General features: G+C 68.2%; 13 protein-coding genes. 4 read left to right on the top strand and 9 right to left on the bottom strand.

Annotated elements, in window-relative coordinates:
• Positions 1-559: 559 nt before the first annotated feature.
• Together VNF71_14325 and VNF71_14320 are read right to left on the bottom strand one after the other, a co-directional pair.
• A complete protein-coding gene (locus tag VNF71_14325) occupies positions 560-1,978 on the bottom strand; it encodes an ATP-binding protein (protein HVA75732.1) in 1,419 nt (472 codons plus the stop codon).
• Positions 1,953-2,699, bottom strand: a complete 747-nt coding sequence (locus tag VNF71_14320; GenBank protein HVA75731.1) for a response regulator transcription factor — start codon at positions 2,697-2,699, stop codon at positions 1,953-1,955. The genes VNF71_14325 and VNF71_14320 overlap by 26 nt, the downstream gene beginning before the upstream one ends.
• Before the next feature lie 164 nt (positions 2,700-2,863).
• Here VNF71_14320 and VNF71_14315 point away from each other — a divergent pair, with 164 nt between their 5' ends.
• Positions 2,864-3,085: a hypothetical protein gene (locus VNF71_14315; protein HVA75730.1), complete on the top strand. Its 222-nt coding sequence runs from the start codon at positions 2,864-2,866 to the stop codon at positions 3,083-3,085.
• Between the two features lie 38 nt (positions 3,086-3,123).
• On the opposite strand, the gene VNF71_14310 is transcribed toward VNF71_14315, so the two are convergent.
• Positions 3,124-4,137, bottom strand: a complete 1,014-nt coding sequence (locus tag VNF71_14310) for an Rrf2 family transcriptional regulator (protein HVA75729.1) — start codon at positions 4,135-4,137, stop codon at positions 3,124-3,126.
• A gap of 115 nt (positions 4,138-4,252) precedes the next feature.
• Between VNF71_14310 and VNF71_14305 the strand changes: the two genes are divergently transcribed.
• From VNF71_14305 to VNF71_14295, 3 genes are all read left to right on the top strand, one after another.
• A complete protein-coding gene (locus VNF71_14305) occupies positions 4,253-5,806 on the top strand; it encodes a 4Fe-4S binding protein (GenBank protein ID HVA75728.1) in 1,554 nt (517 codons plus the stop codon).
• A 16-nt stretch (positions 5,807-5,822) separates the two neighbouring features.
• Positions 5,823-8,042, top strand: coding sequence for an FAD-dependent oxidoreductase (locus VNF71_14300; GenBank protein ID HVA75727.1), 2,220 nt, complete (start codon positions 5,823-5,825; stop codon positions 8,040-8,042).
• Between the two features lie 144 nt (positions 8,043-8,186).
• Positions 8,187-8,690, top strand: a complete 504-nt coding sequence (locus VNF71_14295; protein ID HVA75726.1) for a nitroreductase family deazaflavin-dependent oxidoreductase — start codon at positions 8,187-8,189, stop codon at positions 8,688-8,690.
• 194 nt (positions 8,691-8,884) lie between these two features.
• Here the strand turns inward: VNF71_14295 and VNF71_14290 are convergent, their stop codons facing one another.
• The 6 genes from VNF71_14290 to VNF71_14265 all read right to left on the bottom strand — a co-directional run.
• Positions 8,885-9,247, bottom strand: a complete 363-nt coding sequence (locus VNF71_14290; GenBank protein HVA75725.1) for a DCC1-like thiol-disulfide oxidoreductase family protein — start codon at positions 9,245-9,247, stop codon at positions 8,885-8,887.
• Positions 9,248-10,685: 1,438 nt separating this feature from the next.
• Positions 10,686-11,132, bottom strand: coding sequence for a hypothetical protein (locus VNF71_14285; GenBank protein ID HVA75724.1), 447 nt, complete (start codon positions 11,130-11,132; stop codon positions 10,686-10,688).
• Positions 11,132-12,115 carry a hypothetical protein gene (locus tag VNF71_14280; GenBank protein HVA75723.1) on the bottom strand — a complete coding sequence of 328 codons (984 nt, stop codon included), beginning with the start codon at positions 12,113-12,115 and terminating at the stop codon, positions 11,132-11,134. Before VNF71_14280 ends, VNF71_14285 begins: the two co-directional genes overlap by 1 nt.
• Positions 12,116-12,868: 753 nt before the next feature.
• Positions 12,869-13,843, bottom strand: a complete 975-nt coding sequence (locus VNF71_14275) for an Rrf2 family transcriptional regulator (GenBank protein ID HVA75722.1) — start codon at positions 13,841-13,843, stop codon at positions 12,869-12,871.
• Between the two features lie 61 nt (positions 13,844-13,904).
• Positions 13,905-15,338 carry a nitronate monooxygenase gene (locus tag VNF71_14270; protein ID HVA75721.1) on the bottom strand — a complete coding sequence of 478 codons (1,434 nt, stop codon included), beginning with the start codon at positions 15,336-15,338 and terminating at the stop codon, positions 13,905-13,907.
• A gap of 280 nt (positions 15,339-15,618) precedes the next feature.
• The coding region (locus VNF71_14265; GenBank protein HVA75720.1) for a nitroreductase/quinone reductase family protein at positions 15,619-15,939 on the bottom strand (321 nt) is incomplete at its 5' end.

Below are 15,939 nucleotides of genomic sequence, written 5' to 3'. Positions count from 1 at the left end.
TGCGCGGTCCGGTCGTCGGCTGCTCGTCTCCGGCGCGCCAGCGTCTTCAGGCTGCGTTGGTGGGTCCTTCAGCCTCACATGGGCTCAGGGGCGTAGTTGGCCCAGTGGCCGCCGGCTTGCCTGCACCCATCTGTAGGCGGTGTTGGTGTGCAGGTGGGCGATTAGCACCAGCAGCATGTGCTTGCCAGATCCAACAACATGTTGGTGCGTTACGCGGGGCGCGCAGCTCGCGTGAGTGGAGGCGGTTACCGAGGTGTTCGGAGATGCGGGTGACGTCCGGGCCGGCCGACGGGGAACAGCCACGTCCGGCGCTTGCGGCGACGGTGGCGAGCGTGAGCCGTCGCCGTTCTGGTGTGATGGCCAAATAGACGCAGCCGACCGCCGGGGGTGACCCGGTGACCGCGAGGACCCCGACTGGGTCGCCGTTGTCCTCGAATGTGCCGAGGGCGATCCGGACCGTTCGAAGCATCGGCGCGCCGTTCTCCGGGCGCCGATAGCGGTCAGGCGAGCTTGTAGGAGCCGAGAAATCCATCCAGGCTTCCCACCAGGCCGTGGTCGGTCAGGGGGAGAAGGCGCCGCGCCCGGGCCGGGGCGTGGCGAACGGCACGGTCGCTTCGACGACTGTGCCGTGACCGGGGGCCGAGCGCAGGTCGAGGTGGCCCCCGAGGAGTCTCGTCCGCTCGCGCATGCCGAGCAGACCGAGATGCCCCGAGTCCTGCTCTCCGAGGCCCTGGGGAACAAAGCCTTGCCCGTCGTCGGACACGCTGAGCGCGAGTTCGTCAGTTCGGAACCCAACGGTCACGAGGAGCTGGCTGGCTCCGGCATGGCGGAGGGTGTTGCGCACCGCCTCCTGGACGATGCGAAAGACGCCGAGCTCGATCTCGGGTGCAAGGTGAGGTTCGGTGCCGGTGACCTTGAGCTCGGCGACGAAAGTCGCCTCGTCTTCGGCGTCGGTGAGGAGGGTCGAGAGCGCGGCGACGAGCCCGAGCTCGTCGAGGGCCGGCGGACGCAAGTCCCGGGCCAGGGTGCGCAAGCGACCTGCTGCGTCGAGTGTCTGCCGGCGGGCCTCCACGAGACCGCCCGTGACGGTCTCGGGCAGTCCCAGAATCCCCCCGAGGCTCTCGAGGCGGCGGGCCACGTGCAAGAGGAGCTGGAGCGGCTCGTCGTGCAGTTCTCGCGAGAGTCGCCGACGCTGGTCCTCTTCGGCCTCGACCACGAACTGGGCGTAGCGCGTGGCACGGCGGCCCTCGCTGCGCTCCTCGGTGACGTCCTCGAAGATCACCTGGGTGGACGGCCCGTCCGTTCCGGAAGGCAGGGACACGAGGTCGAGCCGGTAGTCGCGGCCGTCAGGCAGGCTGAGCACCTGCCCGATCTGTTTGTGGAGGGCGTCGTCCCCATCGAAGAGCGTCGCGCTCGATTGCCCGACCACGCCCCGGCCGAGCAGCGCTCTCGCCGCGGGGTTGGCGTCGGAAACTGCGCCGTGGTTGTCGAGGACGAGGATCGGGGAACGGTTCGCCTCGAAGAGCTGGTGGTAGCGGGCCTCGACGGCGAGGCGCTCGGCGGTGGCGCGCTCGACGCGGGCATGCGCGAGGCGCTCGGCCTCGATGTGCCGGCCGAAGAAAAACGCGACGCCGTCGACGAGCGCCAGGTCCACGAGGTCGCCGCCGGAGTGTCCCTGGTCGTGGGCCAGCAGCAAGTCGGGCAGCCAGGCCAGCGTCGCCAAGATACCGGTGGCCGCCGAGCCCGCCAGCCCGTAGCGGAGCGCCGCGTAGCCGACGGGGAGGATCAACAAAGCGACGGGGAGTCCGGCGGGGAACGCCCCGGTCTCGGCCGAGACGTGCAGGTCGACGAGCAGGTGAACGCTGGCGATGAGTAGCACCATCGCCTGGATGACCCAGAAGCGCCCGTCGCGTACCGGCGGGTGCGCAGCCCGGCGCGCGACGGCGGCGAACTCAGCCGTCGTTGCGCGAGTCGCCATGGTCCTCTGGCTCGACGAGCCGATGGCCGAACGCGTAGGCCACCGCCTCGGCCCTCGACGCGACGCCAAGCTTGCCGAGCACCCTCGAGACGTGACCTTCGACTGTGCGCTGGCCCAGCCCGAGCTCGGCGGCGATCTGCTGGTTCGACCGGCCCCGGGCGAGCACGCCGAGCACTTCGCTCTCGCGCGGGGTGAGCGCTGCGGCGGCCAGCGGGCCGCTCCGTCGCCTCCGGGTGAGCCGGCGAGAGAGGGCCTGGTCCAGCACGAAGACCCCGTCGGCGACGGCCCGCACCGCGTCGAGAAGCTCTCTTGCGGTGGCGGTCTTCAGCAGGTACCCACCCACCCCGATCTCGAGCGCCTCGGCCACGTACGCGTAGTCGTCGTACGCGCTGACGATGAGGACCCGCACCCCGGGAAGTGACGCCGCGGTCGCTCGGGCGAGCTCGAGCCCGCTCATCCCGGGGAGGTGGACGTCGATGAGCGCCACGTCGGGACGAAGTCGCCCGAGGACTTCGAGCCCCTGCTCGCCGGAGCCGGCCTGGCCGACCACCTCAACCTCAGCTTCCTGCTCAAGGAGCTGGACCGTTCCCTCGCGCAGCAGCGTGTGATCGTCCACGATCACGACGCGGATCGGCACCGTTGCCGGTCGGTCCGTTCTGCTGGCAGGCGCCTCGCCCGAGGGCGCTGATCTGAGCTGCTCTGCCGACACGCGCTCGCTCATCATGCCACCCCCAGTTTGCCTCTCAACCCGGCCGGCCAGCAGCGTAAGACCACGGGTGCACCATGTAGAACTGCGGGGACTGCCCGAAGGATCTGGGGCCGTGGGCCCGTAGTCTCCACGTTCCATTTCACGACCACTCGGTTCACGATGAGGCTATGGTGGAAATGTTCCTCGTTTTCCTCGGCGTGTTGGTGGGGGCCTCCTTCCTCACCATCGCCGTTTACGTGCTCGTGAGCGTGGCTGTCGCGGCCGCGACACTGCTCGGCGCCGTCCGGCGTGACCGGTTGGCCGACGAGCTTGAGCAAGTCCTCGCCGAGATCCTCGGGCCTCGGACCGCCGAGAAGCTGGCCGCTCCCGACAGATCGCGGCCGACGCGGCGCCGCTGAGGGCGCCGAGAAGGAGCGAGGCGGCAAGCGTCCGAGGATCACTTCTCAGCGACCAGCGGGTCCTCGAAGGTTCCCGACCCGGCCGGTGTTGGCTGGACCTGTGCGGCCCGCAAGGTTGGCGGTCGCGCCAGCACCTCCTCGAGGGTCCGGGCGACCTGGCGGAGGAACGCGCGCACCGTGGCGCGGGCGACGTGGGTGAGCAGTGTCTCGTCGAGGACCTGTCCGGCGCGGCCGAGCGGAGGCCGGTAGGCGCCGAAGAGGGCGAGTTCGGCCCGTTCGGGGTCGACAGCGGAAAGGCGCAACTCTCCCTCGAGGTGAGGGAACAGTCCGGTCGGCCCGGTCGCCTCCCAGGTGAGGGGGATGACGAGGGCCTCGTCGGTCCCCTCCGGCTCACCGAGGTGCACCGCGACGATCTTTCCGAGCCAAGCTGGCCCCCCTGGTCCGACGCGCACGCGGATCGCCTCACCCTCGGCCGAGGCGGCCTCGACGTGAGAAGCGAGCCATGACCCTCCCGCTCGCAGCCTTGCCGCCACCGCTGGGGCAGCGAGCTCGATTTGGACCGAGTCGGCCACGGACACCGTGGGTGCCGCTCGGCGGTGGGCGTCGGGGGGGACGGGGTAGGTCCCGGCATCGATCGCCCGGGACCGCTCGGCGAGCTCGGCGAGGCTCGTCGCGGCGAGCTCCGATCGGAGGGCGGAGCTCACCGCGCCCCAGCTCTCGTGGAGCGGGCAGACCGCTTCCCAGCGGCAAGGCCCGTCCCCGAGGGCGCACGTCTCGGGGGCGAGCGGGCCTTCGCCGGCTTCGACGACCTCGAGGAGGCTGACCTCGTCGGGCGGCCGGGCGAGGCGGTAGCCCCCTGCCTTGCCGAACGAGGAGACGGCGAGACCGGCGTGGACGAGGTCGCCGAGGATCTGGGAGACGAAGGTGCGGGGCACCCCCATCTCGGCCGAGACCTGGCGCAGCTTCTTCGGCGTGCCGAACTCGTACGCACCAGCAAGGCAGATCGCCGAGCGCACGACGTAGTCGCCCCGCTTCGAGAGTGTCAGGTTCACAGACATAAGTGTAGCAAGCGACTTGACATATGGTCTAGTAGTAGTACGGTGATGAATGCGTAGTCCTACCGATATACGTATAGTCAAGAGCTACACTCCAAGCACGGAGGTGCGTATGGCGCTCGAGATGCAAGACCGAGCAGCTCGACTGGCCGATCCGGTGCCCGCCGCGGTACGCCTGCGTCCGCCCGAGCGCGGGGGCCTTGCCGAGCGCTTCGGCCCCTCGGACCCTTCGCCGGGCCTCGACCTTCTCCGGAATCCCCGCATCGCGCGCCTCGTGCGCAACCGGAAGTTCCAGTTCTTTCTGATCCTGCCGAACCAGATCATCTTCTGGACGGTGATCTTCGTCGGCCTTTTCGGTACGGCGATCCCAGGCCTCAACTTCGGTGCCGCGATCACCTGGTACGTCTGGTTCTGCCTGGTGTTCGTGATGATGGTCGTGGTGGGGCGGGCGTGGTGCGCGATGTGCCCCTTCGGCGGCTTCGCCGAGTGGATCCAGCGCCGCAGCTTCTTCCAGCGCACCCAGAAGACTTTGGGCCTTGGCCGTAAGTTTCCCGAGCCTCTCGCCCGCCTCGGCTTCGTGCTCCCGGTGGGAGCCTTCCTCCTCCTCACCTGGATCGAGGAGTTCTTCAACATCGCCGCTCCGGGCAACCCGGCGGCAACGAGCTTCATGGTGATCGGCATCGTCGCGGCGGCGCTCGTCTTCTTCTTGGTCTTTGAGCGGCGCACCTTCTGCCGCTACATCTGCCCGCTCACCTCGGTCATCGGCACGATGGGCTCGATGGGCTCTTTGGCCGGGTTCCGCACCCGTGACCGCGAGGTCTGCCTCACCTGTAAGACCAAGGACTGCATGCGCGGCGGGACAGACGGTTTCGGCTGCCCCTGGTACACCTGGCCGGGAAGCGCTGATTCGAACCTTTACTGCGGGCTGTGCAGCGAGTGCTACAAGTCCTGCCCGGAGGACAACGTCGGGCTGTTCCTGCAAAAGCCGCTCACGTCTGTCGTCGCTCCGCGGCGCCGGCGCGCCGACGTGGCGTGGGCGATCGTGCTGCTGTGGGGTCTCGTCCTCTACCAGCAGATCAACGCCACCAACGCCGCGGCCAGTTTCGACAGCTGGATGAACAGCCACCTCCACTTCCCCCACTACCCGAACCCGGTCGCCTATCTCGGGCTCATCGCCCTCCTGGCGCTCGCCACCGCCGGAGTGGCCCGGGGCATCGGAGCTCTTGTCGCCCGGCGCGACGTCGAGCTCGTCCGCCCGGGGAGCTTCGCCGATCGGGGCTCGCGCTTTCGGGCCTTCTTCGTCCCCATCGCCTATGGCCTCATCCCCGTCGTCGGGGCGGACTACCTCGCCCGCCAGCTCCCGAAGTTCTTCCAGTACTCGCCGCGGGTCGTCCCGGCAACGATCCACATCTTCGGCTTCTCGGGCACCCGGGCGCCGCTCTACTCCTTCTCGATCGCAACCAATGGCTGGATCGTCGTCATCCAGGTAGCGGTGATCGTCGTCGGTACCCTGGCCGCCGCCTGGAGCACCTGGCGGATCACCGAGCGCGAGCTGGTCCCGATCAGCCGAAGCGGCGCGGGCGTGCGCCTCGCGACGCTTGGCTTGGTCCTCGGATGCGGCGCCGCAGCGGCCGTCTTGTACGTGATCATGCACGCGGCCGACTAGGTAAGGAGACCCGCTCATGACTATCCGCGAGTTGTCGACACCGGTCACGCCCACCCGCCCCAACGTCAGGGTCCTCACCGACCGCTGCGCAGGATGTCAGGAATGCGTCATCCGCTGCCCGACCGGAGCGCTGTCGATGGACACCGGGCGCTGGGTGGCCGAGGCCGACGACGACCTCTGCGTTGGGTGCCGCCAGTGCGTTCGCACCTGCCCGTTCAGCGCCATCGTCGTCGACGGGCCACTTCTCGTCGCCCCCCGCGTCGAGGCCGAACTGGCCCACCCGGCGTACCTGTTCGGTGATGTCAGCGAGATCCGTACCGGCTTTGCCGGCTGGCCCGAAGCGCTCGCCGAGGCCGACCGCTGCCTGCAATGCCCCGACCCGACCTGTATGCGGGGCTGTCCGGCGCATAACGACATCCCAGGCTTCATCGCCGCGGTCCGCGACCGCGACCTCGAGGGCGCGCACGAGGTCCTGCGGCGCACCTCGGTACTGCCCGACATCTGCTCCCGGGTGTGCAACCAAGCAGCCCAGTGCGAGGGGGCCTGCAGCTGGTCCCTCGCCGGTGGCACCCCGGTCGCCATCGGCCGTCTCGAGCGCTTCGTCGCCGACATGGTCGAGGTACCGCCCCCCGCTCCGGTGACCGGCGAGCTGTCGGTTGGGATCATCGGTTCCGGTCCCGCAGCGGCAGGCGCGGCCTGGGAGCTCATCGAGGCAGGTGCCTCGGTCACCGTCTACGAGCGCGACGCCACCCCGGGGGGCCTCTGTAACTGGGGGATCCCCGACTTCACCCTCCCTGAGGCCGTTGCCGCCCGGCCGTGGCGCCAGCTCGTTGCCGCCGGCGTTGACCTGCACTGTGGCACCGAGATCCACCCCGAGGACTTCGACCGGCTCCTTGGGACCCACGACGCCGTCATCGCGGCCCACGGGGCCAGCGTGCCACTGCGCCTCTCGGTGCCCGGTGCCGACCTCGACGGGGTCATCGACGCCACGACATTCTTGCAAGGCGCGAAGGCGGCGCACGAGGAAGGCGGGAGTCCGGCGGCGTTTCGCGCCACGCTCGGCCTGGCGAGCGACGCCGCTGACCCGGGAACCTCGATGCCCAAGGTGCTCGTGCTCGGAGCCGGCAACACCGCGATGGACGTGGCCCGAACGGCACGACGCCTCGGGCTCGATGCCACGTGTGTCGACTGGCTCGACGAGCGCTTCGCCCTCACCCGTCCCGACGAGCTCGCCGAGGCGCGCTACGAGGGCGTCGAGGTCCGCTTCTTGCGCACCCTGACGGCGCTGCGCGGAGAAGCCGGGCGGGTCACTCGCGCCGAGCTTGCCCGCACGACCCACGCACGAGCCGACCGCCGCCCCACGGTTGTCACCGGAGATCCCGAGGTCCTCAGCGTTGACCTCGTCGTCATGGCGATGGGCTACCGGGTTAACCCCGCGTTCGCCGACGCCCTTCCAGGCACGCCCGTGCGCCGAGAGACCGCCGGTGTGGCCGACCGGCGCTGGAGTGCGAGCGGCATTCTGGCCGCCCCGGCTTCGGCCTTCGCGGACCACAACCCGGTCGGCACACTGGCCCTTGGGCGCGAGATCGGGCTTTGGAATGCGACCTTGCCGGTCACCGAGCGTCTCTGGGTTGTCGGCGACGCGCTGATCGGGCCGGCCACCGTGGTCGAGGCCATGGCCCAGGGCCGGCGCGCCGCGGCCGCTGTGCTCGATTCCCGACCGGCACGACCGGCGCGCTCAGACGATGCGTGGTCGAACGGACAACGGCGAGTGCTCGTCTGTTACGAGAGTGGCGGCGGCAGGACCGCGCGGACTGCCGAGGCGATCGCGGACGGCTTCTCGGAGCGAGGAGACCGGGTCCGGGTGCTGCCGATCACCAAGGTCGGGCCGGCAGAGCTGGCGGCCGCCGACATGGTGGTGGTGGGGAGTCGGGTCGAGGGCTTCGTGGTCGCCGGGGTCCGTCCGGCCAAGGCAATGCGGACCTGGCTGTCCGGACTGCCTCGGCTCGGAGGCAGACCCGTCGGGGTGTTCTGCACCTTCGCGATCGCGCCGAAAGGTGCGCTGCCCGCGATGCGCCAGGCGCTCGAGGCAAAGGGTGCGGTCGTCGTCGCCCAGGCTGCCTTCGGACCACGAGAGGTCGGGGGAAAAGCGGGGGTGTTCGGCCCAGCGGCCTTCGGCCGGGAGCTCGCCCGGCGGACCTCGATCGAAGCAACGTCGAGAGTGCTCGTCGAGTAGGTCACAGTGCCGTCGTGAGGGCACCAAGGGGGAAGGGATCCCATGAAGGAAAGTCCTGGGTATCGGCGCCATCTCGCCAGCGCCTACGTTCGGCTCTACCGGCCACTCGCACCTCGGGGGCGGCGGCGCTCCTCGCTCGACCAGATGACGGCGCGTTGGTGGACCCACCTCGACATCTGCGCGTATCGACACCTCGGCATGAGCCTCGGGGTCAAGGCCCTCGGGGTGGACAACGTGCTATTGCTGCGCACCCGGGGGCGGCGCAGCGGCCAGGTGCGAGAGGTGCTCGTCGCCTACGTCGAGCTCGACGAGACGCCGGTCATCTGCGGCGCCAACGGCGGCTGGGACCGAGTCCCCGCCTGGTTCGTGAACCTGCGTGCCGGCGGGCCGGTCGAGATCGAGCGGCACGGACGCCGTCAGGCGGTCGTCCCGGTCGTCCTCGAGGGCGACGAGCGCGAGCAGGCCTTCGCGGCGGTGTTCCAGGCCTTCCCCCACGTCCGGCTCTATCTCTCCCGCACGAGCCGATGCTTTCCCGTGGTGCGCCTCAAGGCGATCGACGCGCACGTCACCGATTCCGGCGCGGCAGACAAGCCGGCGCTCGCAGGACGTAGCGACGTGCTCCTCGCCAGCGCCGGACGCGTCGACTGAGACGGCGAGTTCGGCCGTCCCCGGCCCTCGTTGTCCGCAAGGGCACCGGGAGCAAGCGAGATCTGAGCGAAGCGCGAGTGGAGCACGAGGATGGCCGTGCCGCCGGTTACGAGTTCCCGCATGGGCCGGCCAGAAGTCGGCAGGACCACTGAGCTATTCGTGCGCGTTGAGGGTCAAGTCCTGCCGGCGGGTAGTCAACCGGGCAAGCGGTAGCGGAAGCGGGACACGATGCGGTAGCCGATCGCTGCGAGCCACCGCACTGGTGGCAAGAGGAGGAGCTGACCGATCAATCGCCAACCGGTACCGGCGGCGATGAGGGCCCGCGCGATTGCCAGGTGGCCACGTGATTTACGCCCGTCCTCCACCCACCACGAGGCCATCTTCACGTCGTCGGCGGTCAGCCCCAAATGCTCCAGATCGACTTCGCCGAGGCGCTGTGCGGGTACTGCTTCCGGCGCCTTTGGCTTCTTCCACTTCGTCGTGATCCACGCCGCCGCCACCGAGCAGAATCCGCAATCGCCGTCGTAGACGAGGACGGCGTGCTCGGAGCTGTCCACGTCGCAAGCGTACTGGCGACCACCCTGAGCGCGCCGGGTCATCGAGTTGACCAGCACTGCGGAACTCACAGGGGTTCGGCGGGGGGCGTCCTTCAGCGGAAGACCTCGCCCCTCCGTGGTGCCTGGACGCGCTGTCACACCCAGGAGCACGAGTAGCGAGCAAGAGTGATTGCGTAGCGGCGGGTGAAGGGGGCCTAGATGGCCCGACCGATCGCTCCGGAGAGCCGGATTAGCTCTAGGCGCGTCCCCGAAGTGCCTGTCAAGGCGTATGTCCACCATGACGGTCCCAGACCTCCATGTTCATAGGAGTACACGGAATGTCCTTCACCGGCCCGTTGACCTCAATCGTCGTGTGCCTTCCCATGTGAACGTTCTCATAGGTTGGGCAGGTGACCGTGCAGTGGGCGCAAGGTCTGAATTGGCTCATGACCAACCGCCAACGCCACATCGACTGTCGCAGCGCTACACCTTGTCCCTCGACGGCTTCAGAGCTTCGCCCTCGATTCTCGACCGAACGTTATATAGGAGGATTATGCGCCTATTCGATGCCTCTGATAGAATGCCATATCTGAATGCCGACCCGGCGCTAACCGTGTCGCAGCTACGGAAAAATCTGGCGCTGCATCGAGGCAGACATGGAGACATGTCGAGTCTGCCGGCCGATGCGCCCTTCGACACTCCCGAGGTCGAAGGCCCTTTGGACCTGGTACTCCGATTCGGCGACAGCGACGAATTGAGCCCGGGGAACCGGTCGAGACGGCCAGCACACCCCATCGGTGCTCCAGGCGATCAACGCCTACTTGGACGATGCGCACGACGCCGATCACGTCGGCCCTCCGCTGAGGTCACGAGCCCGCTCTGCGATCCGTTGGACAACGGGGTCCGTCAGGTTGTGATTCGTCGCGACTCGCATCTCCGACGCGTCGGTGATCGGATGAACACCGATCCTGCCGAAAAGCGCCATCGGTGCGACCCGCATCAAATGGTGGTTCATGCCGTCAAGAGCTTTAACCAGCAGCCCTGATTTCCACCCCACGGCGACGGGCCAGCTCGACCTTCGGGCACCTAGCGCCGCGTCCGCTCGGACCCAACCGGCAGCTGCTGCAGATCCACTCGAGGTTGGGTGCCCGCCACAAGTTTGATCCGCACGAGGGGCACCGATCCTCACCCTGGCTACATTCCCATCCGGAATAGCGGGCGGACGCGAGCGGACAGCCGGGGCCGAAGCACACCGCCCACTCCGGATCAGGGACGATCGCATCCACCGGACAGACCGGTAGGCACTCCATGCAGTCGTTACACAAGAGCGGATCGATCAGGTACACGACGGCAAAGGTCTCCGCCTGGGTGATCGCACCCGATGTACATGCGCTCTCGCACGCTCCGCAGCCGATGCAGTTGGGAAGGACCCGGAGCACCACCAGTAGAAACCTTGCGGTCAGGCAGCGACCGGACGCGACCTGGCGAGCGAGTCGAACAGCGTCTGGAGGGTCTCTGCATAGCGGAAGAACTTGTCGCGCCCGAGCGGATCGTCGGATCGCACTCGCAGTGGGTCCTCGGCGATCGACAGCGCGTTGAGGGTGTGGGTGCCGTCCGCTCCACCGTTGCCGACGATGTTGTCCATCATGTCCTGCCACGTCGAGGGTGTCCCGGCGATCACCGCATCAGGACGGAACGCTGCGAGGTCGTGGAGCTCTCCGGCGTAGAGGGCGTCGTAGCCGTCGAGCACCAACCCGTAGTGCCGCGTTGCGTTCGCGTCGCGGACCTCCACGGCCAGGCGAAAGTCGGCGAACCCGAGGTGGTTGTAGACGTCGCGACGTTCGCGGGCGTCAGCGACCATCGCCTCGAAGCACGCATCCGACGGAAACGCAGCTGCTGCGTTCATCACGCCACCTTCCCTTCCACGCCTCGAACTCCGACGAGGAGTTCAGGAGGCAGCGTCAACCGCCCGCGCCGAGGCAACAGGGCGTGGTCGCAGCGCTCCAGGTACTCCTCGATCACGCGGGCGCGCAGCACGTCAGCCGCCGCCATACCGAGCTCCTCGGCGGCCTTCACGCTTCCGGCGGCGAGCATCGCCGTCGGTTCGACCACCTCCGGGGTGGTGAACAGCATGCCGATGATCTCCTCGCCCTTATCGAGGTAGGAGTGGTAGTCCTCGGCGAGCGAAGGGTCGCGCTCCAAGCGGTATCGCAGATGCATCGTCCCGTAGGCAACGTGGCGGGCCTCATCCTGCATGCAGAGCCGGAAGATCTTCTTCTCGACCGGCGACGGTGCGAGAAGCTCCCCAGCGCGGAACAGCGACAAGACGATTCCTTCGCCAAGCAGGTGCATCAGCGCCGAACCCTCGTCGTAGGTCTCGGCGTCGAGGATCAGCTTGAGGAAACGCTCGACGACCGCCTTCGACTTGCCGAGTCCGCCGCCATTCGCGAGGGCCCGCTTGCGGAACACCTCGGTGTGTCGGGCTTCGTCCATGACCTGCGTGCAAAGGAACATCTTGGCCTCGACAAAGTCGTGGTTGATGCGCCACAACCATTTCGCCGGGAAGTCGGAGGCGACCATCTCGACCTCGGACAGCACCGTGCTCAACTGGCACATCGCGTGTTCGATGTCGGGGTCGAGCTCGGGCAGCTCCGACCACGGAATGTCGCGTGTCGCGCTCCACTGGCGGCTAACCGCCTCCTCGTACAGTCCGAGCAGGTTGTCGGACCACACCTCCGCCTTGTCGTTGATCGTGTAGCCCATGTCGGGCACGTCCGGATCTATGTCAGCGCCGCGCGGCGCCATCGTCCGCTGCGGCGCATGGTCGGGGACGACTCCGTACGTCCCGATCATGATGTCCTGAAGACGGAGACCGACCTTGCTGGGCACGGCCTTGACACCCCACTCCGATCGGCTGTTACGAAGCCAACCCCAGTCAAACTCGCCGCGTCGCGCGCGGCGCAAATACTCAAGGTCTGCCGTGGCGAGAGTCATAAACACCCCCTGATCGATTACCTCTCCTCACTGAAACACGACTCAACGGCCCCCCGATAGGGCCGAAAGTCCGTACTTCACCGGACACCTGCTCACCCAGGAGCGGCGGCACAGTTCATGTCTCGAACGGCCCTATCTCTAGCCCTGGGTGCCAGGCTGACTGACCGGCGGGCCATTAGGATTAGGACACGGTTGGTGCGGGTCATGATGGATGTGGCGGGCTCAAAAAGGGCGGCCCCTGGCCGCCGCCTGCGAGCGAAGTGCACCATGAGGAGGATGGGAAAGCCGGGGAGCGACAGAACAATCACTCTGGCGCCAAGTACCCGAGCCTCGGGTCGCCGGCGCACGACGCGAGAATCGATACGGCACTCTTTGCAGACACCGGTTCGAGCCTGATCTACGTTAAATCTGGTCCGGCGAACTCGCCACACGCAGCGAAGAGTTCCGCACCTACTGGGCGGCTCACGACGTACGCCTGCACCGCACAGAGGGGGATCCCTCAAGCACTTCCAGCATCGCCGCCCACTGTCAACGCGGGCCCGATTTGATCTACGAGGCGTACTCCGTCGACGTAGAGGGGGGCGACTCCGGTTGACCACCCTGACCCCGACAGCCTGGGCGTCGTTGGAGGCCGAGGGCCAGAGCAGCTCAGATTCGGACGCTCCGGTCGTTGGTTGCAGCAGCCCTGGGGAGCCTCGGTCGCGGCTCTGGTTCGAGCGCACGGGCGAACCGGCGCAGGAAGATCCGCAGTGTCTGCTGAGCTTGGCGCTCGAGTTCCGGCGCTGTGAGCCGGACTACGGGCTCGGCGTCCTGGTACCAGGTGCCCTCGACGCTCAGCTCGCTGCGCTCAGCGTCCAGGGCCACGATGGACGCATCGGCCTCGAGGCGGCTGCCCAACCCGCGACCGGTGATTCGCCACGCCAGGAGGTAGCGAGCCGCGCCGGGCCCGCCGCTTCCGGCATTCTCGCTCACCGGGACCAATGACGCGTCGGCAGCCCGGACCCGTCGACCCCGCGGCCGGGCGCCGTTGCCGTCGGCGAGCGCTTCTTGCGCCGCCGCTCCGACAAGCCGGCCAAGATCGGGGGCGAACCTGGCCAGGGCCACGTTTAGCTCGGGCGCGGCCAACTCGACTTGGACGGCGTCAGAGACGGTGACGGCAGCGGGGCGCGAGCGATGGGAGTCGGCGGGCAGGGCATAGTCGCCCATCTCAATGGCCACGTCACGGGCCGCGAGCTCAGCCAGGTCGGTCCGGGCCAGCAGGTCGCGCAACAGAACCGTTGCCTGAGTCCACGTTTCGTGCAAGGGACAAACTGCTTCCCATCGGCATGGGCCCTCACCGAGAGCACAGCGCTCGGCACGCAAGGGGCCCTCGGCCGCCTCGACGACCTCGAGCACGCTGATCTCCTGGGGCGGACGGGCGAGCCGGTAGCCGCCGTCGCGTCCCGCTTTCGACGTGGCCAGACCAGCGCGCACCAAGTCGGCAAGGATCTGGGAGGCGAAGCTCTGCGGCACCTCGGTGTCGGCGACGACCTCACGGATCTTGCGAGGGGCGCCCCCATCGAAGGCCCGGGCGAGCGATATCGCCGAGCGCATCACGTAATCGCCGCGCCTCGACAAGGTCATGTCCACGACTACAGCTCTACTCTTAGGATCAACGAGACACTACCGTCGCGCACCGAACGGGTTATCCCGCCAGATAGGTGATGACATCGCCGGCGTTCCAGCCGTCGGGATGGCGATTGAGCAAGTCCCGGGCACAATCAAGGTCTGAGCCTAACGTCACAATCGGTGGTTCGATGCCCCCGCGAGGAAGGCGCTGACCCAGGCCGATGGTGGCCGTGAGCGCGTTGCAGAGGCACACGCGGCCGGCCGTCTGGGCGCGCTCTCCGCCCTTGCGGACGTAGGCCTCGACCGGCTCGGCCGGGCAGCGATAGCCGATCGCGCCGCCGGGTGTCACGTAGGGGATACGGAGGTAGCTGAGGTCACACCCGCGCCGACGGGTCCCGTAAATACCGGGATCCGAAAGAGTCTCGGCGAGCTGCGCAACCTTGAAGGGGTACCCCGTGGGGGACGCAAGGACGTCGGTGCGAACGTCCACGTCGCCCGTCCGGAGACCCTCGAAGAGCTGCTGACGGATCGGTGCAGAGAGACCCGATTCTGCGGCCAGCGCAAACGGGGTGCCCACCTGAACCCCGCTGGCCCCCGTCGCCCTCGCTGCCACGACGCGCTCGGGCCGTGAGTAGCCGCCCGCCAGCCAAAACGGAAGGTCGAGCGCCTTCAGCTGGGCCAGATCAGGAAGGTCACGCCGACCGTAGACGGGCTCACCCCGCCCGTCGAGGTGCAGCGCACCGCGCGGCGGGGCGTTGTGGCCGCCCGCCGCGGCAGTCTCGACCACGAACCCGTCCGGGCGGGTCTCGGGGTCACGCGCCAGGTAGGCGGCCAAAGTGTGCGACGACACGATGGCGAAAAAGTGCGGGCGCGGCAGGTCCGCCAAGCGCCGCCCAAGGACCGCTTCAGGGTCGAAAGGGAGTGTGTAGCGGACCGGACCAGAAGCGGCCACGTCAATCGGAAACTGGACCCGCTCATGGCGCGCCAGCGCGTCGAGCAGCCCAGGCAAGCGAGCGGGGATCCCGGCGCCGACGAGGACTACGTCGACGCCGGCGAGGACCGCTCCGTACGCGGCGGCCGGTGTGGCGAGCTGTATCTTCTCGAGAAAGTTGATGCCGACCGGGCCACCCTGAGCAGCCGCCCGGGCGAGATAAACCTCGGCGAACGCGGCGACCACGGATAGGCGCTGCCTGTCAGGGCGGGGATCGAGCGTCAGCCGAGACACGGGCCGGTACGGCCGGTCGGCGGGACGCCCGCCGGGAATGAAATAACGGTTGAGTACCGAGGACGCGACTTCTGCCACGGGGAAGTGCGCAAAAGCCCGGCGCAGCTGGCCGTCGTGGTCTCCGTCCTGCAGGCGCCGCGCCACGATCGTCTCCAGCGCCACGCCCGACACCACCCCAAGCCCGCCAGCACGCCCGACGGCCCCCGCCAGCTGCCACCCTGATACCCCGACCCCCATCCCACCCTGGATTATCGGCGGGAACCGCGCCGCGTTCGCACCGGCCATCGCACTGCATACCATAATAGGTTGACTATACTTTGTGTGCCAGACTCTATGTCTGTCACGGAACCTTGAGTGGCTCGTCCCCATCGTTGGGAACGAAACAAGAGATGGGTTGTTTCGAAACGGCGGACCCCGAGATTGCGGCGGGAGCCGCGTGCGCTTCGAGCGGTTCGAGGCGCACCAAGGGAAAAGAGCCTCGTCGCCCGGCTGAGGTAGATGCGGATGTGGGAGAAGGCCCGGTAGACGGCTGCGAAGGCCCGCTCGCGCGCGTAGCCCGGGAGGATCACCGGCGCGTCCGGTGGCGGCCGCGATACTCGATTTCGATCGGTCCTCCAGTTCGCAGGTTCTCGAACCAACCGCGGGCCTTGTCCGATCCGCAGTTGGCTCCACAAACGACGGGTACCCCACCGAGCTGCACATAGGCAACCAGGACGGCTCGTACTTGCCCGATGCGGCGCCCCAGCGTGCGAAGCACGAGCACGTCGTCGACACCCAGAGCTTTGACCCCGAGGCTTACGCCGAGGCGGCGGAAGGTGGCCACGTCGAGGCGGGTCCGCCAGCGGGTCGTCACCTGATCAAGCCAGGAACCGCTCCGTCCGCGGGG

This window comes from Acidimicrobiales bacterium, from assembly GCA_035533095.1.
Lineage (GTDB): Bacteria > Actinomycetota > Acidimicrobiia > Acidimicrobiales > Palsa-688 > DATLUM01.
This window is presented reverse-complemented; position numbering and strand designations above follow the sequence as displayed.